Here is a 22,054-nt window from a genome sequence, read left to right on the forward strand (position 1 = left end):
GTGTAGCACGCCGCGGCGGACGATCAATCGTTCCAGGCGGCCTCGCGTCATTGTGGCAATTTTGTCACGAGGCACGAAAATGGGCGGTTCTCCCGTGTGGGGGAATTGCGTCCTTCTTGTTACATCCCTTAAACAGCGCCCCATGCCAGATAGGGCTGGCAATCAAGATTCTGCGCGCGGCACGGCCGCAAAAAGGGGATCAATATGAATAAGACTCGTCTTCTCAACCAGCTGCTGGCCACCACGGTCATCGGCGGCGCGATGGGCCTCGCGGCTCCCGCGTTCGCGCAGCAGGAGCAGGCCGACACGACCGCGACCGGTCCCGTCGAGAGCCTGACGCCGACCGATCAGGCGACCCAGTCGGCCGATCAGGGCGGCGCCATCGTCGTCACCGGTTCGCGCATTCCGCAGCCGAACCTGACCGCGGTTTCGCCGGTCACCGTTCTCGGCAGCCAGGAAGTGAAGCTTCAGGGCACGACCCGCACGGAAGATCTCGTCAACACGCTGCCGCAGGCCTTCGCCTCGCAGGGTGGTAACCTCGCCAACGGCGCGACCGGCACCGCCACCGTCAACCTGCGCGGCCTCGGTTCGGCCCGTACGCTGGTTCTCGTCAACGGCCGCCGTCTGCTCCCGGGCGATCCGACCTTCCCGGCTCCGGATATCAACACGATCCCGACTGCGGTCGTCGAGCGCGTCGACGTGCTCACCGGCGGCGCCTCGTCGGTTTACGGTTCGGACGCCGTCGCCGGCGTCGTGAACTTCGTGATGAACACGAACTTCGAGGGCATCCGCCTCGACGGTCAGTACAGCTTCTACCAGCACGACAACCGCAACGACGGCCAGGTGCTGGCGGCGCTCAATCGTCGCGGCTTCGCCTACCCGCGTGGTAGCGTCACTGATGGCGGCGGTATCGATCTCAACGCCGTGTTCGGCGCTGGCTTCGACGACGGCCGCGGCCACGTCACTGCCTATGCCGGCTATCGTAAGCTCGATCCGGTCACCCAGAACCGCCGTGACTATTCGGCTTGCGCCCTTCAGGCCCGCACGCCCGCTCAGGTCACTGCGGAACCGAACCGCCTCGTCGATTGCGGAGGCTCGGCCACCTCGCCGGAAGGCACGTTCCTCACCAACGTCGGCACGTTCCAGACCTCGCCGACCGGCCGTGCGTTCGTTCCGGGTTCGACTGCCTACAACTTCGCGCCGCTGAACTACTATCAGCGTGCCGACGAGCGTTACACGTTCGGCGCCTTCGCGGAATATGAGATCAGCCCGGCGGTGAAGCCGTACCTCGAGATCATGTTCATGGACGACCGCACGGTCGCCCAGATCGCGGAATCGGGCAACTTCGGTAACACCACCAGCGTCAACTGCGACAACCCGCTTCTGTCGGCGCAGCAGCTGGCGCTGGTCTGCCAGCCTGCCAACCTGGTCTATCCGGCCGACGATCCCGCGACGCCGGAAGACGAGTCGGACGCTCCGCCGGTCGACTTCATCGACACGGTCAACGGTGGCACCTACAACCGTGGCGTTCTGTACGTTCTGCGCCGCAACAAGGAAGGTGGTCCGCGTCAGGACGATCTGCAGCACACCAACTTCCGCACGCTCGTCGGTGTGAAGGGCGACATCAGCCCGGCTTGGTCGTATGACGCTTACTATCTCTATGGTCGCGTCAACTTCAGCCAGACCTACCTGAACGAGTTCTCGGTTTCGCGTTTGAACCGTGCTCTCGACGTCGTCACCAACCCGGCCAACGGTCAGCCGGTCTGTCGTTCGGTTCTCGACGGTTCCGACCCGAACTGCGTCCCCTACGATGTGTTCGCCCGCAACTCGGTCAATCCGGCAGCGCTTTCGTATCTGCAGACCCCGGGCTTCTCGAACGCGGTCGTCGAGCAGAGCGTTGCCTCGGCCTCGATCACCGGTCTGCTCGGCGAATATGGCCTGCAGTTCCCGTGGGCGAACGAAGGTCTCGGCATCAACGTCGGCCTCGAATATCGCAAGGACGCGGTCGATTATCGCACCGATGCGGGCTTCCAGGCGGGCGATCTTGCCGGCCAGGGCGCGCCGTCGCTCCCGGTCCAGGGTTCGTTCGACGTTCGCGAGCTCTACGCCGAGGCGCGTCTGCCGATCGTGACGGACGGCTTCTTCCACTATCTCGCGGTCGAGGGCGGCTACCGCTACTCGAAGTACGAGATCGGTGGCGGCGGCAGCTTCTCGACCGACTCGTACAAGATCGGCCTCGACTTCTCGCCGATCCGGGACATCCGCCTGCGCGCTTCGTACAACCGTGCGGTCCGTGCGCCGAACATCCAGGAGCTCTTCGCTCCGGTGCGCGTCGCTCTGACGGGTAACTCCGATCCGTGTGCGGGTGACTTCAACGACGATACGCCGCAGACCGCTCCGACCGCGACGGCCGCGCAGTGCGCCCTCACCGGCGTCACGGCTGCCCAGTACGGCAACATCGCCGCCAACCCGGCGGGTCAGTACAACGGCCAGATCGGTGGTAACGCTGCTCTGTCGCCGGAGAAGTCGGACACCTACTCGGTCGGTGTCGTCCTCCAGCCGCGCTTCCTTCCGGGCTTCGCGGCGACGGTCGATTACTTCAACATCAAGGTGGCTAACACCATCTCGACGATCGGGTACGACACGATCCTGCAGACCTGCATCGACTCCGCTGATCCCGACTTCTGCGGCCGGATCAACCGCGATGCGCGTGGTTCGCTGTGGCTGACGCCGAACGGCTTCATCCAGGATCTGAACACCAATATCGGTAGCATCAAGACCTCCGGTATCGACGTTGGCCTGTCCTACACCACCGAGATCGGTGATCTGGGCACCCTTGGCTTCAACTTCGTCGGCACCTGGCTGGACAAGATCACCACCGACAACGGCGTTTCGACCCCGTATGACTGCACCGGTTACTTCGGTCTCCAGTGCGGCACGCCGAACCCCGAATGGCGGCACAAGGCGCGCCTGACCTACACCTCGCCTGAAGGTATTGGTCTGTCGCTCCAGTGGCGCTACTTCGACTCGGTCGACGTGGATCGTCTGAGCCCGAACCCGACGCTGGCGGCGACGCCGACGGCCGCGTTCAACATCAACGGCATCAAGGCTCAGAGCTACTTCGATCTGACCTCGACCTTCCGTATCGGCGAGAACTATTCGTTCCGCCTCGGTGTGAACAACATCCTCGACCGCTCGCCGCCGGTGATCGGTTCGAACGGTGCCTCGGGCGTCATCAACGCCTGCCCGGGCGTCACCTGCTCGGGTAACACCTTCCCGCAGGTCTATGACGCGCTGGGTCGGTACATCTTCGCCGGCGTCACCCTCGACTTCTAAGTCGAAGGCCAAAGGCAAAAAACTTGAACGGCGGGCCTGGTGCCCGCCGTTTTCTTTTTGGGCGAGCGCGCTATGACGGGCCATGGCCACGACCGCGCAGCCGCCCCCCTCTCCCGCCGAGTTGCAAGCCGATCAGGCCGCGGCGCGGGGTGATGCCGCGACTGCGCGGCGCCTGCTGGAAGATGCCAGCAGGACGGCCCCCGACCGCGCCGAAACCTGGCTCAAGCTCTCCGCGATGTGCCGCGCTTCGGGCGACGTGCCTGCCGCGCTGGACGCGATCGGCGGCGCGCTGCGGATCGATCCGCTCGCCTTCGTGCCGCTGCTGATGAAGGCCAACCTCCTGGACGCGGCGGGCCGCAGGGCGGAAGCGGGCGAGGCTTATGGCAATGCGCTCGCGCAACGCCCCTCACCGGCACCGGGCCACCTGAGCAACGCGATCGCCCAGGCCGAGGCGCGTCATGCTGAGCATCTCGAAGCCGCCGCCGTGCGGCTTGCGAAGGCGGGCGCCGCGACAGAAGCAGCTCTCTCCGGATCGGAGGCTCGCCGGGCGGCGCGGTTCCGCAGCAACATCCTGCGCACGACCCGCGTGTTCCACTCCGAACCGACGCACTTCCATTACCCCGGCCTCGCCGAGCGGGAGTTTCACGATCGCGAGGATTTCCCGTGGCTCGAAACGCTGGAGGTCGCGACCGATACGATCGCCGCCGATTTCGAACGCGTCATGGCAGCCGAGCGCGCCGAGCTGGTGCCCTACATCCAGTATCCCGAGGATGTGCCGCTCCGCCAATGGACGGCGCTCAACCAATCTAAGGCGTGGACCGCGATCCATCTGCTCCAGAATGGCGAGCGGGTCGAGGCGAACGCGCGGCATTGCGAAGCGACGATGGCGGTGCTCGCCAGGCTCGATCAGCCCGATATCGCGCGGCGCTCGCCCAATGCGATGTTCTCGCTGCTCGCGCCTGGTACGCACATCCCGCCGCATGTCGGAGTCTCCAACGCGCGGCTCGTCTGCCACCTGCCGCTGATCGTGCCCGATGGCTGCTGGTTCCGCGCTGGGGCGGAACGGCGTGCGTGGAAGCGTGGCGAGGCTTTCGTGTTCGACGACACGATCGAGCATGAGGCGATGAACCCAAGCCAGGCGCTGCGTGTCGTCTTCATCATCGACACCTGGCACCCCGGTCTGTCAAAGGGCGAACGCGCCGCGGTGCGCGCGATCATGGAAGCGAGCGACGGCGGCGAAGGCGAAGGCATCTGATGAACAGCACGATTCAATTCCGGCCCGCGGGCGCCGCCACGGCGGACAGTCCCGATGCCGCCGCCGACGCGGGGCTCGATGCGCTGCGCGAGGGCCGCGAGGCGGAGGTCCTGCCGCGGCTCGATCGCGCCGCCGCGGCGCATCCGGGTCATGCCCGGCTCCATCAGGTGATCGGGCTGCTCCGCCGCGAGTTGGATCAGCTCAAGCCCGCGCTTGCCGCGTTCGAGCGTGCCGCCGCGCGCGCACCCGCCGATCCGCGCATCGCCCACGGCCATGCCCGCGCGGCGCTGGAGGCGGGGCTCCCCTCGAAGCCGCTGTTCGATCATGCCGCCAGCCTTGCTCCACGCGATGGCGACGTGCTGCTCGGCCGCAGCGCCGCGCAATTCGCCGACGGCGGGCCAGAGGCCGCGCTGCCCGATCTTGAAATCATCCTCGGCGCCAATCCCGGTTGGCTCCCCGGCCATGCGCTGATGGCGCGGCTGCGCTGGCTGATCGGTGATCGCGAGCATTTCGCCGACAGCTACAAGCGCGCTCTCGGCACCGCACCCGGCGACATCAACCTGTGGCGCGATCTCATCACGACGCTGACCCATGCCGACCAGTTCGAATCCGCGCTCGCCGCGATCGCACAAGGGCGCATCTCTGCCGGCCAGCATATCGTGTTCGACGTCAACGAGGCGGTGTGCGTTGCCGAGATGGGCGACATCGCGACGGCGGACCGGCTGTTCGCCAAGCTCGGTACCATCGACGACGTCACCGTCGCCGTCCGCCACATCCGCCATCTGCTCCGCGCGGGCCGTCCCGACGAGGCAATCGCGCTGGCGCTGCCGTGGACCGGCCGTCCCGAAGCGGCGATGGTATGGCCCTATCTGTCGATTGCCTGGCGGCTGACCGATGATCCGCGCTGGCAATGGCTGGAGGGCGACGAACGCCTCGTCCGCCATTTCGATCTCGACGAGCTTGCGCCCGGCCTCGACGCGCTCGCCGAGCGGTTGCGCGTGCTGCACAACACCAGCCATCAGCCGCTGGAGCAATCGGTGCGCGGCGGGACGCAGACCGACGGCCCGCTGTTCCGCCGCATCGAGCCGGAGATTCAGGCGCTCCGAGCCGCGATCGTTCGCGCGGTCGAGACCTATGTCGACGGGCTGCCGCCTGTCGATGCGACCCATCCCTTCCTGGGGGTGCCCCGCGACGGACCAGTGCGCTTCGCCGGATCCTGGTCGGTGCGGCTCCAGCAACAGGGGCATCATTCGAACCACATCCACCCGCAAGGCTGGATCAGCTCGGCCTTCTACGTGGCGCTGCCCGATGCGGCGGAGCGCGGGGCCGATCCGGCGGGCTGGCTCCAGCTCGGCGTGCCGCAGACCGAGCTTGGCGTCGATCTGCCGCCGACGCGAGTGATCGAGCCCAAGCCGGGCCGGCTCGCACTCTTCCCCTCGACGATGTGGCACGGGACGGTGCCATTCGACGCCGGCGAGCGGCTTACCGTCGCGTTCGACGTCGCGCGCGGACGCTGACGCCCGCGGCGCTGCCGCGTCAGTACTGCTTGCTCTTCGGCGGCTGGGTCTCGTCGGTCGACTTCTCTTCCAGCGGCTTCTTGTCGAGCGGCGGCGCGGATTTGTTGCTGTCCTTGGGGCCGAGCATGGCGGTGGTCCTTCGCTGATCGATGAAGCGCGGATCGTCTCCGCTGGTCCGGCGCGCGTCAAGCCGGCGTGATGCGGACCCAAAGAAAAAGGGCGGCCCGGTTGCCCGGACCGCCCTTCAAAGGCTTTGCGACCGTGTGCCGATCAGCGCTTCGAGAACTGGAAGCTGCGGCGCGCCTTGGCGCGGCCATACTTCTTGCGCTCGACCGCGCGGCTGTCGCGCGTGAGGAAGCCCGCACGCTTGACGGTGGTGCGCAGCGCCGGCTCGTAGCGGGTCAGCGCCTGGCTGATGCCGTGCTTCACCGCACCGGCCTGGCCCGAAAGCCCGCCGCCGGTGACGGTGCAGACGACGTCATACTGGCCTTCGCGGCCGGCGACGCCGAACGGCTGGTTGATGACGAGACGCAGCGTCGGGCGCGCAAAGTAGACGGCCTGATCGCGGCCGTTGACCGTGATCTTGCCCGAGCCCGGCTTCAGCCAGACGCGCGCGACGGCGTCCTTGCGGCGGCCGGTGGCATAGGCGCGGCCCTGCTTGTCGAGCTGCTGCTCGCGAAGCGGGGCTTCCGGCTGCTGCGGCTGGACCGGAGCGGCCTCCTGCTGCGGTGCATCGGCCGATGCGTCCGCGGCGGCGGGAGCCTCGGCGGCGTCCGGCGCGGCGGGGGCCGGCTGGTTGGTCAGATTGCCGAGATCGGCAAGGGACTGGCGATTGTCGGTCATCAGGCACCCACCTTGTTCTTGCGGCTCATGCCCGCGACGTCGAGGGTTTCGGGGTTCTGGCCGCCGTGCGGATGCTCGGTGCCGTTGTAGAGGTGCAGCGCGCGCATCTGATCGCGGCCCAGCGGACCGCGCGGGATCATGCGCTCGACGGCCTTTTCAAGAATGCGCTCGGGGAAACGACCCTCGAGGATCTTGTCGGCGCGGACTTCCTTGAGGCCGCCCGGATAGCCGGTATGCTTGTAATACATCTTCTGCTGCAGCTTGCGGCCCGTGAACTTCACCTTGTCCGCGTTGATGATGACGACATGGTCGCCACAATCGACGTGCGGGGTGTAGCTCGGCTTGTGCTTGCCGCGCAGGATGTTGGCGACGATCGTGGCGAGACGCCCGACCACCAGCCCGTCGGCATCGATCAGATGCCACTTCTTTTCGACCTCGGCCGGCTTCGCCGACTTCGTGGTCTTCAACAGCGCCTTCATGGGGCCAGACCTCTTGAAAATGAACTGCGCCGCCCACTGGGGACGGCGCCGGTGGCGCGCTATTCGCAGCGGCGCCCGATAAAGTCAAGAAATGAGCGGGTTTGCCGAGAGGTATCACGATACCGCAGGACTACCGCCGCGTGCTGCTCTCCGCCGCCCAGCGCGCGTAATCGGGAAGCGCATCGGCGATCGGCCAGGTGACGATGGCCGGCACGTCATAGCTGTGCAGCGCGGCGATACGGGCGGTGAGCGCGGGTGCGGCCTCGGCGGCGGTCTTGAAGATCACGGGTACTTCGCTGCTGGTCTCGATTGCGCCCTGCCAGCGATAGATCGACCGGCAGGGACCCAGAATGTTGACGCAGGCGGCGAGCCCTTCCTCGACGGCCACGCGTCCGATCCGCTCGGCCTCCTCGGCGTTGGCGAAGACCGCGTAGACAGAGACGATCGCGGTCACGCCCGCCGTTCGCCCAGCCGGTGCGCGCAGACGATGACCGCAGCGAGCAGCAGCGCGCCCATGCCCTGGTGGGCGACCGCGATGTGAATATCGACGCCGGTCAGCAGCGTGCCGATGCCGAGTAGGATCTGCGCGGTCACCGCCGCAATCACCCATACGGCCTCGCGCCGCAAGCCGCGGTCCCAGGCGGTGAAGGCGAAGAGGCAGGCAGCGATCGCCACCGCGAAGGCGAGCCAGCGATGGACGAACTGCACGACAATCGGATTGTCCACGAAGTTGCGGACGAACGGCTCAAGCATCGGGGTGCCGGAGGGGAACCATTCGTCGCCCATTTTGGGCCAGCTCGAATAGGCGTAGCCGGCGTCGAGCCCGGCGACATAGGCGCCGAACAGCATCTGCAGCGCCAGGATCGACAGGGTCCAGATACCGGGTGTCGTCATCCGCACCGGCTTTGCGGCGGGGTCGCGCGACAAGTCCATCAGGTCCAGCGCGGTCCAGATCAGCCCGGCGAAGATGAAAAGCGCGGTGAGCAGGTGGACGGCGAGCCGGATGTGGCTGACGTCGGGCCGGTCGACGAGGCCGGACGCCACCATCCACCAGCCGATCGCGCCCTGCAGTCCGCCGAGTGCGAGCAGCGCGACCAGCCGCCAGCCATAGCCCCTGGGGATCGCCCGCTTCCACGCGAACCAGGCGAGCGGCAGCGCGAAGGCGAAGCCGATCACGCGGCCGAGCAACCGGTGGACATACTCCCAGAAATAGATCTCCTTGAACGCATCAAGGCTCATGCCGCGATTGATCTCGAGATATTGCGGGCTGGTGCGATAGGCATCGAACGCCGCCTGCCACGCCGCTTCGTTGAGCGGCGGCAGCGTCCCCGTGACCACATCCCAATGGACGATCGACAGCCCTGATTCGGTGAGCCGCGTGATCCCGCCGACGACGACCATCACGAAGACCAGCGAAGCGACGGCATAGAGCCAGCGCGCGATCGCGAGCGGCCGGGCGGTGGGGGGCTGCAAGAGCGTGGACGACATGGCCGCGCCTATGGCCGCACCGGGGGAAAAAGGGAAGGCGGAGGTCGCCCGGACACCGCGGCCGCCTTCCCGGAAAACTTTGCGCAGATCGCAAATGTTATATTGTATCTTTGCAGCGCCAGCCTTATAGATGCATCTCACGACAGCGGATTTCCCGATTCCCATGAACGCGATCAGGTCAGGTGGTGCGATGGACCGGCTGGGCATCATGCTCTCCGGCCTGTGCGTCGTGCATTGCGTGGCGAGCGCGGTATTCGTCGCGATGCTGGCGTCCGCGGGCGGCGCATTGCTCGATCCCGCGATCCACGAGATCGGCCTTTCGCTGGCGATCCTTCTCGGCGTTTTCGCGCTTGGCCGCGGGATCGTCGATCACGGATACATGATGCCCGCCGCGGTCGGCTCGCTCGGGCTTGGCGTGATGGCGGGCGCGATGACGCTCGATCACGGCTTGGGCAGCACGCTCTACACGGTGCTTGGTGTGGCGCTGCTCGCGCTCGGCCACGATCTCAACCGTCGGGCGGTGATCTAGCTTCCGCTTGTCGCAGGGGCCGCGAAGGCCTAAATCCGGATCATGTCGACCGCGCACGATCATCACATCCACGAAAGCCGCGATCTCGCGGTCGCCGCGCAATCGACGATGGAGAAATCGGGCGAGCAGTGGACGGCGATGCGCGCCGCGGTGTTCGATGCGCTCGCCGGGTTCGACAAGCCGGCGTCGGCCTATGACATCGCCGAGAAGCTGGGGCAGGCGCAGGGCCGCCGCGTCGCCGCCAACAGCGTCTATCGCATCCTGGACCTTTTCGTCGGCGCCAATCTCGCGCGGCGGGTGGAAAGCGCCAACGGCTATATTGCCAACGACCACCCAGGCTGCCTGCACGATTGCATCTTCCTGATCTGCGACACCTGCGGCCAGGCCAAGCATATCGACGACGATGCGCTGTCGAGCCGGGTGCGCGCGGCGGCGAGCGAGACGGGCTTTTCGCCCGAGCGCCCGGTCATCGAAGTCCGTGGCCGCTGCGAGGATTGCAAGGACTAGTCAGCAAGCCAGGTGACGTGGCCCATCTTGCGCCCGGGCCGTGCCTGACGTTTTCCATAAAGATGCAGATGCGCGCGCGGATCGGCCAGAAGCGTCGGCCAGTCGCCGGCGTCGGTGCCGATCAGATTGCGCATCGTTACCCGCTGGGCCGACAGCGACGTGTCGCCGAGCGGCAGGCCGCAGATCGCGCGGATGTGGTTTTCGAACTGCGAGGTGCGCGCCCCTTCGATCGTCCAGTGTCCGCTGTTGTGGACGCGCGGCGCCATCTCGTTGAACACCGCGCCATCCGCCGTCGCGAAAAACTCCAACGCGATGACGCCGACATAATCGAGCGCGTCCGCCACCTTGCGCGCCAGCGCGGCGCCCTCGGCGATCGTCTCCGGCGCGATGCCGGTCGCAGGCGCCTCGCTGGTGTCGAGGATGCCGTTGGTATGGACGTTGCGCGGCGCGTCCCAGACCACCGCCTGGCCATCGGTGCCGCGGCACAGCAGGATCGAAAATTCCGCGTCGAAGCGGACGAAGCCTTCCAGCACGGACGGCGCGCCGCGCACCGCGTCCCATGCCGCATCGGCGTCCGCTGCGGCCATGATCCGCGCCTGGCCCTTGCCGTCATAGCCGAACCGCCGCGTCTTCAGGATCGCCGGCGCGCCGATCCCGGCGAGCGCGGCGTCGAGTCCGGCGCGGTCGTCGACCGCCGCGAACGGCGCGGGCCGCCCGCCCAGCCCGGCGACGAAATTCTTCTCGCTCAGCCGGTCCTGCGCCACCTCCAGCGCCGCGGCGGGCGGATGCAGTGCGACCTTGCCGGTCAGCGCCGACAGCGGGCCGGCGGCGATATTCTCGAACTCGTAGGTCGCGACGTCGACCTCGGCGCCGAACCTAGCCAGTGCCTCCGCATCGTCATAGGCGCCGCGGGTGACGCGCGCGGCGACTTCGGCGGCGATCGGCGCATCTTCGGGCGCGTAGATGTGGCAGCGATAGCCGAGCTGCGCCGCGGCCATCGCCAGCATCCGGCCGAGCTGGCCGCCGCCGACGATGCCGATGGTAGAGCCCGGCGGGACGGTCATTCGGGCGTTTCGGCCACGTCGCTGGTCTGCTTTTCGCGCCACGCCTCCAGCCGCCCGGCGAGCGCATCGTCGGTGGTGGCGAGCATCGCGGCGGCGAGGAGCGCGGCGTTGACCGCGCCCGCCTTGCCGATCGCGAGCGTGCCGACCGGAATGCCGGCGGGCATCTGGACGATCGAAAGCAGGCTGTCCCAGCCCGACAGCGCCTTGGATTCGACCGGCACGCCGAGCACCGGCAGCCGCGTCATCGCCGCCGCCATGCCGGGCAGGTGCGCCGCGCCGCCCGCGCCGGCGATGATCGCCCTGAGGCCGCGCCCGGCGGCGGACTTGGCATAATCGTAGAGCCGGTCGGGCGTGCGGTGCGCGGAGACGACCTTCACCTCATGCGACACGCCGAGCGCTTCGAGCGTCTCCGCGGCATGGCGCATCGTCTCCCAATCGGAGCGGCTGCCCATGATAATCCCGATCGTCGCTTCGTCTGCCATTGCCACCCTGCCTGCCCGGCGAAGCGCCACTCCTTAACCGGCGCGGCGGGGGTGCGCAATTGGCGGTCTGTTAACCAGATGCGGGCTAGTTTCGTGCCCACACGCAAGGGGCAGGGCCATGAACATCCACGGCAATATCGTCGCCGGCATTCCGGTCGAGGACATGACGAGCGAGGTGCGCGCCGCGATCGGCCAGCTCTCCGACGAGAATGCGCTGCTCCGCGCCGCACTCGCCGAAACGCGCGAGCGGGTGCAGGAGCTGGAGCGCACCGCCGACAGCGACGTGCTGACGCCGCTCCCCAACCGCCGCCGCTTCCTTGCCGAACTCGAGCGCGCGGTAAGCCGCGCCAATCGCCACGGCACGCCGTCGGCGGTGCTGTTCGTCGATCTCGCCGGGCTGAAGGCGATCAACGACGCGCACGGCCATTTCGCGGGCGACGCGGCGCTGATCCATGTCGCCGGGCTGCTCGCCGGGCTGATCCGCACCACCGATTGCGCGGCGCGCGTTGGCGGCGACGAGTTCGGACTGATCCTCGACCATCTCGATCACAACAGCGCGATCGAGACCGCGGAGCGCATCGCGCGCTGCATCGCCACCAACCCGCTCGACATCGGCGGCAGCGAGCTGGCGTTGGAGTCCGCGATCGGCGTCGCGACGGTGCTGACCGGCGATACGGTGGAGGACGTCCTCCGCCGCGCCGACCGCAACAAGGCACGCGCCAAGCGCGACGGCTGAGGCCGCGCCTAGCGGTCCTTCAGATAGTAGAAGTCTTTCGCGTCGAGGCTGTCGTCGAGCTCGAAGACGATCGGCTGGCCGGTCGGGATCTCCAGCCCGCTGATGTCCGCATCGGTGATCCGGTTGAGATGCTTGACGAGCGCGCGGAGCGAATTGCCGTGCGCGGAGACGAGCACGCGGCGGCCCTCTTTCAGCTCGGGGATGATCCGCTCCTCCCAATAAGGCAGCACGCGCGCGATCGTGTCCTTGAGGCTTTCGTGCGACGGGATCTCGATCCCCGCGTAGCGACGGTCGTTGGTGAGATCGAAGTCGCCGCCCGGCTCCATCGCGGGCGGCGGGATGTCGAACGAGCGCCGCCAGATATGGACCTGCTCGGCGCTATGCTTCGCCGCCGTCTCCGCCTTGTCGAGCCCAGTGAGCCCGCCATAGTGGCGCTCGTTCAGCCGCCAATGCTTTTCGACCGGCAACCACAGACGCCCCATCGCCTCCAGCGCGATGTTGAGCGTCTTGATCGCGCGCGTCTGGAGGCTGGTGAAACAGATGTCGAAATCGAGCCCGCGCTCGGCGAGCAGCTCGCCCGCCGCCTTGGCTTCCGCTTCGCCCTGCGGCGTCAGGTTGACGTCCCACCAGCCGGTGAAGCGATTCTCCAGGTTCCAGGCCGACTGGCCATGACGGATGAGGACGAGCGTGGGCATGGGGTCTCCGTAAATATTGCCGTCATTGCGATCCCGGCGAATGCCGGGAGAAGCAATCCAGAGCGGCGTTGGTGGCCGCTGGATTGCTTCGTCGCGATGCTCCTCGCAAGGACGCTTCCGGCTTGGCCGCTTACCGCCGCGCGTCGAGATCGTCGAGCATGGCATGGAGCGCGTCTAGGCACGAACGGCCGAGCGCGGCGCAGCGGTCCGGCGACCAGCCCTGATCGGGATCGGGCAGATCGTCATTGTCCTTGAACGGCATTTCCAGCGTCATCGACACCGCGCCAAACCGCTCGGCGACCTGGTTGGTCGACATCGAGAGATTGGCCTGGCCGGGCTGCGCGACCTCATAGCCGTGGCGGCGCTGGAAATCGGGCGAGATCGCCTCCAGCCGCTCGGCATAGCGGGTGAAGAGATCGCCCAGCGCATCGGTCCAGCTCGGGATGCCCTCGAAGCCGGCGAGGAAATTATAGGGGATCGCCTCGTCGCCGTGGACGTCCATCGCGAAATGGACGCCGGTCTCGTCCATGCGATTGCGCACGGCGAGCACTTCGGGGCTCTTCTCGGCGGTGGGCGTATGCCATTCGCGGTTGAGGTTCACGCCCGCGGCGTTGGTGCGCAGATGCCCGAGGCGCGATCCGTCGGGGTTCATATTGGGTACGATGTGGAAGGTCGCGCGCTCGCGCAGCCGCCGTGCGACCGGATCCGAATCGTCGAGCAGCCGCGCCACCGCGCCTTCCATCCACCAGCTTGCCATCGTCTCGCCGGGATGCTGGCGGCCGTAAAGCCACACCGAGAGCGGCCCGGTGCCGACCGAGAGATAGTCGATGTCCTGCCCGTCGAGCGTAGTCCCAAGCGAACGGTAGGAAACGTCCGGGTGCGATGCGGCGTCGGCGATGAAATCGTTGTGGCGCTCCATCGAATATGGCGCGAAATAGGCGAGCCACACGCTGTCCGAAGCGGGCGTCAGCCGGATCGTCAGCACCCCGCCTGCGTAATCCGTTTCCGCCTGCCGCCAATCTTCGCGGTCGTAGGAGAAGCGCGCGCGGTAATTCTCCCAGCCTTTGGGGTAGGCCGAATCGCCGCAGTTGACGATGCGCAGCTCCACCGCGCGGCCGGCAGCGCCGGTCAGCCGGAAGTAGAACCATTGGTAGAAATCGGACTGGTGGTCCTTGACGATTTCCAGGTCGACACGATCGCCTTCGATGGCGACCAGCTTGATGTTGCCGCCATCGAAGGCGCTCGAGATGCTGAGGGTCATGGCACCGAGATAGTGCGTCCCGATTCACCGGGGAAGTCCCGGAACAGCGCGTCGGCGAGTCTTTCGACCGCATTGCGGCGATCGGCGAGCGGATCTTCCGCACGCGCCTCGGTCTCGGCGCGGCCTTCCCAAAATACGGTGCCGTCGGAGCGGCGCTTGATGCTCACCTGCAGCATAGTGCCGACGATCTCGCCGCCGCGCCCGCCGCCGACACCGAAGCTTGCGCCCGCGCCGACGCCGCTCGACCAGCCGCCGGTGCCGCCGCCGATACCGATGGTGACCGGCGGGCGGCTACGGAGCGCCTCGCGGCTGCCCTGGCGAACATCGACGAGCGCGACCTGCTCGGACTTGCCGGGCGAATCGACGACGGTCCAGCCGAGCCGGGCGAGCTGCGCCGTGACCGCGCCCGAATAGCTGCGGAATTCCAGGCTGCCCGCCATGTCCGGCTCGAACGGCTCGACTGCAATCTGGCCGCGCGCGATCGGCTCTCCGAGGTGGAAGCGGGTGACGTCCGCGCCACCAAGCCGCCGCTCCCCACCGCCCGTAGCGCAGCCGGTCAAAACCGTTGCCGCCAGCAGCATCGCTCCGCCGATCCGCATCACCGCCTTCATTTTGCGCACCTCGCCGCTATGATGATCATTGCACTTCCTAAACGATCGTGCGGGCATTTCGCTGCATCGGCAGGCGAGAGGGGCGAATGGACGAAGCGAAGAAACCCGCTGTGCTGGTGACGGGCGGTGCCGGCTATATCGGCAGCCACGCCGTTCTGGCGCTGCTCGATGCCGGCTGGCCGGTGGTGGTGATCGACAATCTGGTGACCGGTTTCCGCTGGGCGGTGCCCGGTGCGGCGGCGTTCGTTGAAGGCGACATCGCCGATCAGCCGCTGGTCGCGCGCGTCATCGCCGAGCATGGCGTCGGCGCGATCATGCATTTCGCGGGATCGGTGGTGGTGCCCGAATCGGTGAGCGATCCGCTCAAATATTATGAGAACAACACCGTGAAGAGCCGCGCGCTGATCGAGAGCGCGGTGAAAGGCGGGGTGCGCCACTTCATCTTCTCCTCGACCGCCGCGACCTACGGCATTCCCGAAAGCGTGCCGGTGGCGGAGGATGCGCCGACGCGGCCGATCAACCCCTATGGCTGGTCCAAGCTGATGACCGAGCGGATGCTCGCCGACACTGCCGCAGCGCATCCGATCAACTATTGCGCGCTCCGCTATTTCAACGTCGCCGGCGCCGATCCGCACGGCCGCACGGGGCAATCCACCGCCGGTGCGACGCACCTCATCAAGGTCGCGGTCGAGGCGGCGACGAGCAAGCGCGACGGCGTTGCCGTCTACGGCAGCGATTACGACACGCCGGACGGCACCGGGGTGCGCGATTATATCCATGTCAGCGATCTCGCCGATGCGCATGTCGACGCGCTGGAGATGCTGGTCCGCGATCCCGCCGCGAGCCATGTGATGAACTGCGGCTACGGGCGCGGCTTCTCGGTGCTCGAAGTGCTCGACGCGGTCGATCGCGTCACAAACATGCGCGTCGATCGGCGGATGGAGCCGCGCCGCGCCGGCGATCCCGACGCGCTGGTCGCGGACAATGCCCGCATCCTCGAAACGCTGCCGTGGCGCCCGCGCCGCGACGATCTCGACACCATCGTCGCCCACGCGCTCGCTTGGGAGCGGTCGCTGGCCGAACGCCAGGCGGAGGGCTCGGCCGCATGACGATCGACGCGACGCTGCAATCCGCCGCCGCGATGCTCCAGCGCGGCGATCCGCGCGGCGCGCTGCGGCTGCTCCAGCCGGTGGCGGACGGCGGTGAGCGGCATCCGGCGCTGTTCACGCTCATCGCCCAATCGCATTCCGAGATCGGCGACCGCGCGGCGGAGGAGGTGTGGATCGACCGGCTGCTGGAGATCGCGCCGCGCCACCTGATGGGTCTCATTCGCAAGGGCGATCGCCGCTGGGACGCGCGCGACCCGCGCTCCGCGGTCAGCTTCTACCAGATGGCCGCGAAGGTCGGCGCCGCCACGCCGGGCCTGCCGCTCAACATGGCGCGCGAGCTGCAACGGATCGCGCGGCGCACCGAGGAGGCGGGCTCCAATTTCCAGGGGCACCTGGAGGACCGCATTCTCTCTGGCGGTGTCGATCCGGCGGCGATCGGGGCGCGCTTCGCCGAATCGCTCGACATATTGTTCCAGCGCAAACAGCCCTATTTCCAGCAGCCGAGCGCCTTCTTCTATCCGCGGCTGCCGCACATCCAGTTCTACGAGCGCGGGGCGTTCGAGTGGGCGGAGCGGGTGGAAGCGGAGACCGATGCGATCCGTGCCGAGCTGGTCGAGCTGCTGAAATCAGAGGCCGGCTTCAAGCCGTACGTCCAGCAGGAGGAAAATCGTCCGAAGATGGATTTCCATGACCTGCTCGACGATCCGAACTGGAGCGCCTTCTACCTGGTCGAGCATGGCACGATGAACGAAGCGCATGCCGCGCGCTGCCCGCGGACGATGGCTGCGCTGGAGGCGCTGCCGCTGACCCAGATGCGCGGGCGCACGCCTTCTGTCTTCTTCTCGATGCTGCGGCCCGGCGCGCGCATCCCGCCGCATACGGGGATGCTCAATACGCGCCTGGTCTGCCATCTGCCGCTGGTGGTGCCGGAGGGCTGCGGCATTCGCGTCGGCAACGAGACGCGCGAGTGGGAGGAGGGCAAGCTGCTCATCTTCGACGACAGCATCGAGCATGAGGCGTGGAACGACAGCGCGCACAACCGCGTCGTGCTGATCTTCGACATCTGGCGGCCCGAACTGAGCGACGAAGAACGCCGCGGCATTGCCACCATCTTCGAGGCGATCGACGGGGTTTGAGGGCTTCGCGTCCGGTCCTTTCGCGCGAAAGGTCCCAATGTTCGCACTGGCCATGGGGGTGGTGACAGGGGCTTATGCCGTGGCAGTGTCGTTGAACGCGGATCGACGATGGGAAAGAGCCTAAGGCGGCGATAGTCGCAGATAATCCGGATGTAGGACATAGGACAGGGCGCGCTTCACCCGTCCCGCGCTTGACTTGCCTGGCACCGCCGCATAGGGGAGCGCCTTCGTTTTTCCCGGCAATTTCGTCCGATCCCAGACAGGCAAAGTCACGGCCATGAAGATCCGCAACTCTCTGAAGTCCCTCAAGTCGCGCCATCGCGACTGCCGCGTGATCCGTCGCCGGGGCCGCACCTACGTCATCAACAAGACGAATCGCCGCTTCAAGGCGCGCCAGGGCTGAGGCCCGGCCGGCCGCCCGCGGGCGGCTGCGTCTGATTGCAGGCAGAATGAAGAAAGGGCCGGAGCGGCGACGCCCCGGCCCTCTCGTCGTGTCCGGTTCGCAGGTCGGGCCGGTCAGCCCCTACGCTGCGCGCGGATCGATTCGCGGAACGCCTTGCGCTCCTCGCGGGTGACGACGCCGTTGCGATCGGCATCCATGCGATCGAAATGCGCGAGGCGCGCCGCGGTCATCTCGGCAAGCGAGACGCGGCCGTCCCTGTCGGCATCGACGCGCTCCATCATCTTGCCGCCGCCGCGGTGCGCCATGCCCATGCCGCGGTGCTTGCCGCGCATGCCCTCGGCGCGCTCGCCCTTGGGCCCCTTGGCACGCGGCGCATCGAATTCGGCGCGGCTGATCATGCCGTCCTTGTTCGCATCGAGCCGGGCGAACATCGCGTCGCGGCGCTTCTCGCGTCGCTCGCTGCGCGCGGCCTGGCGCTCTTCCTTGGTGACGAAGCCGTCCTTGTTGGCGTCGAGCCGGTCGAAATTGGCGCGGACGCGCGCTTCGACCGCGGTGCGGGTCATGTCTGCGCCGCGTTCGGGACGCGCCATCTCCTGCGCGACGACGGGAACGGCGACGAGCGCGGCCAGCGCGCCGGTGATAATCAGCTTCTTCATGCGATACTCCTTACGCGGCGGGAGCGACGGTAAGCGCCGCTTGCCGCAGGGGAAATACGCTTCACCGCCTGTCTCCACCTTGAACGGGCTGGGTTAACGGGCCCGCTAACGCCGTCGCCCCGATGCCCAGCGGCGGGAAGAATCGATTAACCATCCCTTAGCACCTTTGCGTCACTGGTCGGAGGGCTAGGACGGGGAGTGGCAATGGATCGCGATTACCAGGCTGTCGATGTGGCGATCATCGGCGCGGGGCCGGCCGGTTTGACGGCGGCCTATCTGCTGACCAAGCGCGGCTATTCGGTTACCGTCATCGAGAAGGACCCGGTCTATGTCGGCGGCATCAGCCGCACGGTGGAGCATGACGGCTTCCGCTTCGACATCGGCGGCCACCGCTTCTTCTCGAAATCCAAGGAGGTGGTCGATCTCTGGAACGAGATCCTGCCCGACGACTTCATCGAGCGGCCGCGGATGAGCCGCATCTATTATGAAGGCAAATTCTATTCCTATCCGCTGCGCGCGTTCGAGGCGCTGTGGAACCTCGGCATCTGGCGCTCGACGCTCTGCATGGCGAGCTATGCCCGCTGGAAGCTGTTCCCGCACAAGGACCCGAAGAGCTTCGAGCAGTGGGTGGTGAACCAGTTCGGCCACAAGCTCTTTTCGATCTTCTTCAAGACCTACACCGAGAAGGTGTGGGGCATGCCGACCGACGAGATGTCGGCCGACTGGGCGGCGCAGCGGATCAAGGGGCTGAGCCTCGGCGGCGCGGTGCTCGACGGGCTCAAGCGCTCGCTCGGCCTCCACAAGCGCAAGAACGACGGGATGGCGGTGAAGACGCTGCTCGAGACGTTCCGCTATCCGCGCCAGGGCCCCGGCATGATGTGGGAGCGCGCGCGCGATTTCGTTACCGCATGCGGCAACCGCGTGCTGATGGGCCATGCTTTGCACCAGCTATCCGAGGACCAGGCGAGCGGGCGGTGGCGCGTCACCGTCGACTGCCCGGACGGCAGCAAGTCGGCGATCAGCGCGGCGCATGTCATTTCCTCCGCGCCGATGCGCGAGCTCGCCGGGCGCATCCATCCGCTGCCCGCCAGCCTGCCGCAGGCGATGGACCTCAAATATCGCGACTTCCTGACCGTCGCGCTGATGATCCGATCGGACGATCTGTTCCCGGACAATTGGATCTACATCCACGATCCGCGCGTGCAGGTAGGCCGCGTGCAGAACTTCCGTTCCTGGTCGCCCGAGATGGTGCCCGATCCCGACCTCGCCTGCGTCGGCCTCGAATATTTCTGTTTCGAGGGCGACGGGCTGTGGTCCGCGGATGACGAAGAGCTGGTCGCGCTGGCAACGAAGGAACTGGCGACGCTCGGCCTCGCCGATCCCGCCACCGTCGTCGGCGGCAAGGTGGTGCGCCAGGAAAAGGCCTATCCGGTTTACGACGACGAATATCGCGACAATGTCGAGGCGATGCGCGCCGATCTGGAGGAGCGCTTCCCGACGCTGCACATGGTCGGCCGCAACGGCATGCATCGCTACAACAACCAGGACCATGCGATGATGACGGCGATGCTGACCGTCCGCAACATCGAGGCGGGCGCGCGGGTCTACGACATCTGGCAGGTCAACGAGGACGCCGAATATCATGAGGCGGGCCACGAGGGGCAGGACGATGCCGCCGGCCGCAACGCCGCGCTTTCGTCCGAACGCGCCGTCCCGGCACGGCTGAAGGCGGCGGCGTGATGCTCGCGCTGCTGCGCGCCACTTATACCCGCTACATCGTCGCCAGCGCCGGCGCGCTGGGGCTCGATCTCGCGCTGTTCCTCGCCGCGATCCATTTGGGCGTCGAGCCGTTCCTCGCCGCGGCGATCGGCTATGGCGCGGGCATCGGCGCGCACTGGCTGCTCTCCAGCCGCGCGGTCTTCAGCGGACGCCTTGCGGAACGCGGCGGCGCGCGCCGCCAGCAGCAGGTGCTGTTCCTGGGCTCGGCGCTGATCGGCCTTGCGCTCACCACCGCGATCGTCGGCATCGGCGATGCGCTGCATCTCGATCCGCGGCTCGCCAAGCTCGTCGCGATCGGCGTCGCCTTCCAGACCACCTACCTGCTGCGCCGGCGGTTCGTCTTCGCATGACCCCGGCGCCGGCCCCGCAGCCGGCGCGCGGCATCGCAGGCTGGCCCTACGGCCGGCTGATCCTGCTCGCCTGGGCGGTGGTCGCGGTCATCCTGATCGCCGGCCGCTGGCAGAGCATCCTTACCGTTTCGATGATCGATCCGGACGATCACATGCGCCTGGTTCAGGTCCGCGACTGGCTGGCGGGGCAGGGCTGGTTCGACGTCAGCCAGCACCGCCTTTACCCGCCGCACGGCGGCGACATGCACTGGTCGCGCTTCGTCGACATGCCGATCGCGGGGGTGATCCTGCTGCTGCGCCCGCTGCTTGGCGGCGCGCAGGCGGAGATCGCGGCGCTGATCGCGGTGCCGCTCGGCATATTGCTGCTGGCGATGAACTTCGTCGCGCGCGCCGGGCGCCGGCTGCTCGGGCCGGAAGGCGGAATCCTCGCCGCGCTGCTCGTCGCGACCAGCCCCTATCTTCTCGCGCAATTCGCGCCGCTGCGGATCGATCATCATAGCTGGCAGATCGCGATGGCGGGGCTCGCGCTGCTCGCGCTGCTCGACGACGATCCGCGCCGCTCGGGGATCGTCGCAGGCATTGCAGCGGCCTTCTGGACGCATATCTCGATCGAGGGCCTGCCTTATCTCGCGCTGATCGGCGCGCTGCTCGCGCTCCGTTATCTGCTCGACCGGCGTGAAGGCGCCCGGCTGGTCGCCTATCTGATCGCGGCGGCGGCGGCGTCGATCGCCTTCTTCGCCGCGACCAAGCTGCCTGCGGCCTGGGGCGCGGTGCGCTGCGATTCGATGTCGGCGCCCTATCTCCTTCCGCTCGCCATCGCCGCCGCAACCGTCGCGGCGGGCAGCCGGCTTCCCGCCATGGAGGGCGCGGTGCAGCGTCTGGCGCTGCTCGGTGTGGCGGGGGCTGTCGGCGCCGCCGCGCTCGCGCTGTCCGGCCCGGCCTGCCTCGGCGGGCCGTTCGAGGCGCTCGATCCGCTCGTCCATCGCTTCTGGTATCAGAATGTCCGCGAAGGGCTGCCGCTGTGGGATCAGCCCTCCTATCTCGCCGTCGGATCGCTCTGGCCCTCGCTGGTCGGCATGATCGGCGCGTGGATCGGCTGGCGCTCGGCCGAAACGCCCGAGGCGGCGCGGCGCTGGACGACCTTCGCGGTGATGTTCGGCGGCGCCTTCCTGCTCTCGGTTCTCGTTTACCGCGGGCAGGGCGTCGCGCATCTGTACGCCACGATCGGGTCGGCGGCGCTGCTTACCGTGCTGCTCCGCCGCCTGGCAAACCTCCGCTTCGCCGCCGCGCGGGTGCCGCTGACGGTCCTCGCGATCGCGCTCCCGTCGCCCATTCCGGCAGGCAGCGCGATGGCGCGGATCGAACTCGACGATGCCGAGCGGACGATGCTCCAGCCGGCGTTCGACGGGAAGGAATGCCTGTCTGAAGCCGGACTGTCCCAGATCGCGGCACGGCCCGCCGCCACACTCTTCGCGCCGATCGACGTTGGCCCCTCGATGCTGATGTACACGCAGCACAGCGTGATCGCTGGCGGCTATCATCGCAACAATGATGCGATGCGCGAGGTGATCCGAAGCTTCACGGGGAGCGCGCGGGACGCCGAGGCGATCGTGCGCGCGAGCGGCGCGACCTATGTGGCTTATTGCCGCCGCCTGCCCGAAATCCAGCTCTACCTGGCCGCCAGCCCAAAAGGGTTCATGGCCGATCTGGAGGGTGGGCGCGCGCCTGCGTGGCTGCGGCCCGTGCCCGTGACCAACTCGCCCGATCTGCGCGTCTGGCAGGTGGCGCCGCCAATCTCCTGATTGCGAAGGCGGCGCT

Annotated in this window: 22 protein-coding genes; 12 read left to right on the forward strand and 10 right to left on the reverse strand. The window is 67.5% G+C overall.

The genetic code is table 11. The features are described 5' to 3' along the window. Nucleotides 1-204: 204 nt before the first annotated feature. The 3 genes from B9N75_RS07130 to B9N75_RS07140 all read left to right on the forward strand — a co-directional run bounded on the left by B9N75_RS07130 (nucleotide 205) and on the right by B9N75_RS07140 (nucleotide 6,108). Nucleotides 205-3,336, forward strand: coding sequence for a TonB-dependent receptor domain-containing protein (locus B9N75_RS07130; protein WP_085218177.1), 3,132 nt, complete (start codon nucleotides 205-207; stop codon nucleotides 3,334-3,336). Nucleotides 3,337-3,418: 82 nt separating this feature from the next. Next, complete coding sequence (locus B9N75_RS07135; protein ID WP_085218178.1) at nucleotides 3,419-4,591, forward strand: aspartyl/asparaginyl beta-hydroxylase domain-containing protein; 1,173 nt, start codon at nucleotides 3,419-3,421, stop codon at nucleotides 4,589-4,591. Further along, nucleotides 4,591-6,108: a putative 2OG-Fe(II) oxygenase gene (locus B9N75_RS07140; protein WP_157123737.1), complete on the forward strand. Its 1,518-nt coding sequence runs from the start codon at nucleotides 4,591-4,593 to the stop codon at nucleotides 6,106-6,108. Before B9N75_RS07135 ends, B9N75_RS07140 begins: the two co-directional genes overlap by 1 nt. A gap of 270 nt (nucleotides 6,109-6,378) precedes the next feature. On the opposite strand, the gene rpsI is transcribed toward B9N75_RS07140, so the two are convergent. The 4 genes from rpsI to B9N75_RS07160 form a co-directional block, all read right to left on the reverse strand. Further along, nucleotides 6,379-6,951 (reverse strand): 30S ribosomal protein S9, encoded by a 573-nt coding sequence (gene rpsI, locus B9N75_RS07145; RefSeq protein ID WP_085218180.1) that lies wholly within the window; start codon nucleotides 6,949-6,951, stop codon nucleotides 6,379-6,381. Continuing rightward, a complete protein-coding gene (rplM, locus tag B9N75_RS07150) occupies nucleotides 6,951-7,430 on the reverse strand; it encodes a 50S ribosomal protein L13 (protein WP_072047304.1) in 480 nt (159 codons plus the stop codon). Before rplM ends, rpsI begins: the two co-directional genes overlap by 1 nt. A gap of 130 nt (nucleotides 7,431-7,560) precedes the next feature. Beyond that, the gene (cutA, locus tag B9N75_RS07155; protein WP_085218181.1) at nucleotides 7,561-7,884 is read right to left on the reverse strand and encodes a divalent-cation tolerance protein CutA; all 324 of its coding nucleotides are present in this window, start codon (nucleotides 7,882-7,884) and stop codon (nucleotides 7,561-7,563) included. Next, nucleotides 7,881-8,918, reverse strand: coding sequence for a COX15/CtaA family protein (locus B9N75_RS07160; RefSeq protein ID WP_085218182.1), 1,038 nt, complete (start codon nucleotides 8,916-8,918; stop codon nucleotides 7,881-7,883). The genes cutA and B9N75_RS07160 overlap by 4 nt, the downstream gene beginning before the upstream one ends. A gap of 163 nt (nucleotides 8,919-9,081) precedes the next feature. Between B9N75_RS07160 and B9N75_RS07165 the strand changes: the two genes are divergently transcribed. Together B9N75_RS07165 and B9N75_RS07170 are read left to right on the forward strand one after the other, a co-directional pair. Then, nucleotides 9,082-9,447 carry a MerC domain-containing protein gene (locus B9N75_RS07165; RefSeq protein WP_172840833.1) on the forward strand — a complete coding sequence of 122 codons (366 nt, stop codon included), beginning with the start codon at nucleotides 9,082-9,084 and terminating at the stop codon, nucleotides 9,445-9,447. Nucleotides 9,448-9,489: 42 nt separating this feature from the next. Next, complete coding sequence (locus B9N75_RS07170; protein WP_085218183.1) at nucleotides 9,490-9,954, forward strand: Fur family transcriptional regulator; 465 nt, start codon at nucleotides 9,490-9,492, stop codon at nucleotides 9,952-9,954. Here B9N75_RS07170 and B9N75_RS07175 read toward each other — a convergent pair. Next, nucleotides 9,951-11,018, reverse strand: coding sequence for a 5-(carboxyamino)imidazole ribonucleotide synthase (locus B9N75_RS07175; protein ID WP_085218184.1), 1,068 nt, complete (start codon nucleotides 11,016-11,018; stop codon nucleotides 9,951-9,953). The genes B9N75_RS07170 and B9N75_RS07175 overlap by 4 nt on opposite strands. After that, nucleotides 11,015-11,500, reverse strand: coding sequence for a 5-(carboxyamino)imidazole ribonucleotide mutase (gene purE, locus B9N75_RS07180; RefSeq protein WP_085218185.1), 486 nt, complete (start codon nucleotides 11,498-11,500; stop codon nucleotides 11,015-11,017). The genes B9N75_RS07175 and purE overlap by 4 nt, the downstream gene beginning before the upstream one ends. Before the next feature lie 118 nt (nucleotides 11,501-11,618). Between purE and B9N75_RS07185 the strand changes: the two genes are divergently transcribed. After that, nucleotides 11,619-12,236 (forward strand): GGDEF domain-containing protein, encoded by a 618-nt coding sequence (locus B9N75_RS07185; RefSeq protein WP_085218186.1) that lies wholly within the window; start codon nucleotides 11,619-11,621, stop codon nucleotides 12,234-12,236. Between the two features lie 8 nt (nucleotides 12,237-12,244). On the opposite strand, the gene gpmA is transcribed toward B9N75_RS07185, so the two are convergent. The 3 genes from gpmA to B9N75_RS07200 form a co-directional block, all read right to left on the reverse strand. Then, nucleotides 12,245-12,931, reverse strand: a complete 687-nt coding sequence (gene gpmA, locus B9N75_RS07190; protein ID WP_085218187.1) for a 2,3-diphosphoglycerate-dependent phosphoglycerate mutase — start codon at nucleotides 12,929-12,931, stop codon at nucleotides 12,245-12,247. A 130-nt stretch (nucleotides 12,932-13,061) separates the two neighbouring features. Continuing rightward, on the reverse strand, nucleotides 13,062-14,192 hold the full coding sequence (locus B9N75_RS07195; RefSeq protein ID WP_085218188.1) for a M14 family metallopeptidase: 1,131 nt from the start codon (nucleotides 14,190-14,192) through the stop codon (nucleotides 13,062-13,064). Further along, nucleotides 14,189-14,803, reverse strand: coding sequence for a DUF4136 domain-containing protein (locus tag B9N75_RS07200; protein ID WP_425292417.1), 615 nt, complete (start codon nucleotides 14,801-14,803; stop codon nucleotides 14,189-14,191). Before B9N75_RS07200 ends, B9N75_RS07195 begins: the two co-directional genes overlap by 4 nt. Before the next feature lie 86 nt (nucleotides 14,804-14,889). Here B9N75_RS07200 and galE point away from each other — a divergent pair, with 86 nt between their 5' ends. From galE to ykgO, 3 genes are all read left to right on the forward strand, one after another. After that, nucleotides 14,890-15,912: a UDP-glucose 4-epimerase GalE gene (gene galE / locus B9N75_RS07205; protein WP_085218189.1), complete on the forward strand. Its 1,023-nt coding sequence runs from the start codon at nucleotides 14,890-14,892 to the stop codon at nucleotides 15,910-15,912. After that, a complete protein-coding gene (locus B9N75_RS07210) occupies nucleotides 15,909-17,048 on the forward strand; it encodes an aspartyl/asparaginyl beta-hydroxylase domain-containing protein (RefSeq protein WP_085218190.1) in 1,140 nt (379 codons plus the stop codon). The genes galE and B9N75_RS07210 overlap by 4 nt, the downstream gene beginning before the upstream one ends. Nucleotides 17,049-17,325: 277 nt before the next feature. Continuing rightward, a complete protein-coding gene (gene ykgO / locus B9N75_RS07215) occupies nucleotides 17,326-17,451 on the forward strand; it encodes a type B 50S ribosomal protein L36 (RefSeq protein WP_006833921.1) in 126 nt (41 codons plus the stop codon). 113 nt (nucleotides 17,452-17,564) lie between these two features. Here ykgO and B9N75_RS07220 read toward each other — a convergent pair whose 3' ends face one another. After that, nucleotides 17,565-18,107: an EF-hand domain-containing protein gene (locus tag B9N75_RS07220; RefSeq protein WP_085218191.1), complete on the reverse strand. Its 543-nt coding sequence runs from the start codon at nucleotides 18,105-18,107 to the stop codon at nucleotides 17,565-17,567. A gap of 204 nt (nucleotides 18,108-18,311) precedes the next feature. Between B9N75_RS07220 and B9N75_RS07225 the strand changes: the two genes are divergently transcribed. The 3 genes from B9N75_RS07225 to B9N75_RS07235 are packed head-to-tail and all read left to right on the forward strand — an operon-like array spanning nucleotide 18,312 to nucleotide 22,038. Beyond that, nucleotides 18,312-19,847 carry an NAD(P)/FAD-dependent oxidoreductase gene (locus B9N75_RS07225; RefSeq protein WP_085218192.1) on the forward strand — a complete coding sequence of 512 codons (1,536 nt, stop codon included), beginning with the start codon at nucleotides 18,312-18,314 and terminating at the stop codon, nucleotides 19,845-19,847. Then, nucleotides 19,847-20,236: a GtrA family protein gene (locus B9N75_RS07230; RefSeq protein WP_085218193.1), complete on the forward strand. Its 390-nt coding sequence runs from the start codon at nucleotides 19,847-19,849 to the stop codon at nucleotides 20,234-20,236. The genes B9N75_RS07225 and B9N75_RS07230 overlap by 1 nt, the downstream gene beginning before the upstream one ends. After that, complete coding sequence (locus tag B9N75_RS07235) at nucleotides 20,233-22,038, forward strand: hypothetical protein (protein ID WP_085218194.1); 1,806 nt, start codon at nucleotides 20,233-20,235, stop codon at nucleotides 22,036-22,038. The genes B9N75_RS07230 and B9N75_RS07235 overlap by 4 nt, the downstream gene beginning before the upstream one ends. Nucleotides 22,039-22,054: the final 16 nt, after the last annotated feature.

This window comes from Allosphingosinicella indica (assembly GCF_900177405.1).
In the GTDB taxonomy this organism is placed as follows: Bacteria; Pseudomonadota; Alphaproteobacteria; order Sphingomonadales; family Sphingomonadaceae; genus Allosphingosinicella; species Allosphingosinicella indica.

Coding starts and splice junctions, on each gene's coding strand:
- B9N75_RS07130 (WP_085218177.1), top strand. CDS start 205: ATGAATAAGACTCGTCTTCTCAACCAGCTGCTGGCCACCACGGTCATC.
- B9N75_RS07135 (WP_085218178.1), top strand. CDS start 3,419: ATGGCCACGACCGCGCAGCCGCCCCCCTCTCCCGCCGAGTTGCAAGCC.
- B9N75_RS07140 (WP_157123737.1), top strand. CDS start 4,591: ATGAACAGCACGATTCAATTCCGGCCCGCGGGCGCCGCCACGGCGGAC.
- rpsI (WP_085218180.1), bottom strand. CDS start 6,951: ATGACCGACAATCGCCAGTCCCTTGCCGATCTCGGCAATCTGACCAAC.
- rplM (WP_072047304.1), bottom strand. CDS start 7,430: ATGAAGGCGCTGTTGAAGACCACGAAGTCGGCGAAGCCGGCCGAGGTC.
- B9N75_RS07160 (WP_085218182.1), bottom strand. CDS start 8,918: ATGTCGTCCACGCTCTTGCAGCCCCCCACCGCCCGGCCGCTCGCGATC.
- B9N75_RS07165 (WP_172840833.1), top strand. CDS start 9,082: ATGAACGCGATCAGGTCAGGTGGTGCGATGGACCGGCTGGGCATCATG.
- B9N75_RS07170 (WP_085218183.1), top strand. CDS start 9,490: ATGTCGACCGCGCACGATCATCACATCCACGAAAGCCGCGATCTCGCG.
- B9N75_RS07175 (WP_085218184.1), bottom strand. CDS start 11,018: ATGACCGTCCCGCCGGGCTCTACCATCGGCATCGTCGGCGGCGGCCAG.
- purE (WP_085218185.1), bottom strand. CDS start 11,500: ATGGCAGACGAAGCGACGATCGGGATTATCATGGGCAGCCGCTCCGAT.
- B9N75_RS07185 (WP_085218186.1), top strand. CDS start 11,619: ATGAACATCCACGGCAATATCGTCGCCGGCATTCCGGTCGAGGACATG.
- gpmA (WP_085218187.1), bottom strand. CDS start 12,931: ATGCCCACGCTCGTCCTCATCCGTCATGGCCAGTCGGCCTGGAACCTG.
- B9N75_RS07195 (WP_085218188.1), bottom strand. CDS start 14,192: ATGACCCTCAGCATCTCGAGCGCCTTCGATGGCGGCAACATCAAGCTG.
- B9N75_RS07200 (WP_425292417.1), bottom strand. CDS start 14,803: ATGAAGGCGGTGATGCGGATCGGCGGAGCGATGCTGCTGGCGGCAACG.
- galE (WP_085218189.1), top strand. CDS start 14,890: ATGGACGAAGCGAAGAAACCCGCTGTGCTGGTGACGGGCGGTGCCGGC.
- B9N75_RS07210 (WP_085218190.1), top strand. CDS start 15,909: ATGACGATCGACGCGACGCTGCAATCCGCCGCCGCGATGCTCCAGCGC.
- ykgO (WP_006833921.1), top strand. CDS start 17,326: ATGAAGATCCGCAACTCTCTGAAGTCCCTCAAGTCGCGCCATCGCGAC.
- B9N75_RS07220 (WP_085218191.1), bottom strand. CDS start 18,107: ATGAAGAAGCTGATTATCACCGGCGCGCTGGCCGCGCTCGTCGCCGTT.
- B9N75_RS07225 (WP_085218192.1), top strand. CDS start 18,312: ATGGATCGCGATTACCAGGCTGTCGATGTGGCGATCATCGGCGCGGGG.
- B9N75_RS07230 (WP_085218193.1), top strand. CDS start 19,847: ATGCTCGCGCTGCTGCGCGCCACTTATACCCGCTACATCGTCGCCAGC.
- B9N75_RS07235 (WP_085218194.1), top strand. CDS start 20,233: ATGACCCCGGCGCCGGCCCCGCAGCCGGCGCGCGGCATCGCAGGCTGG.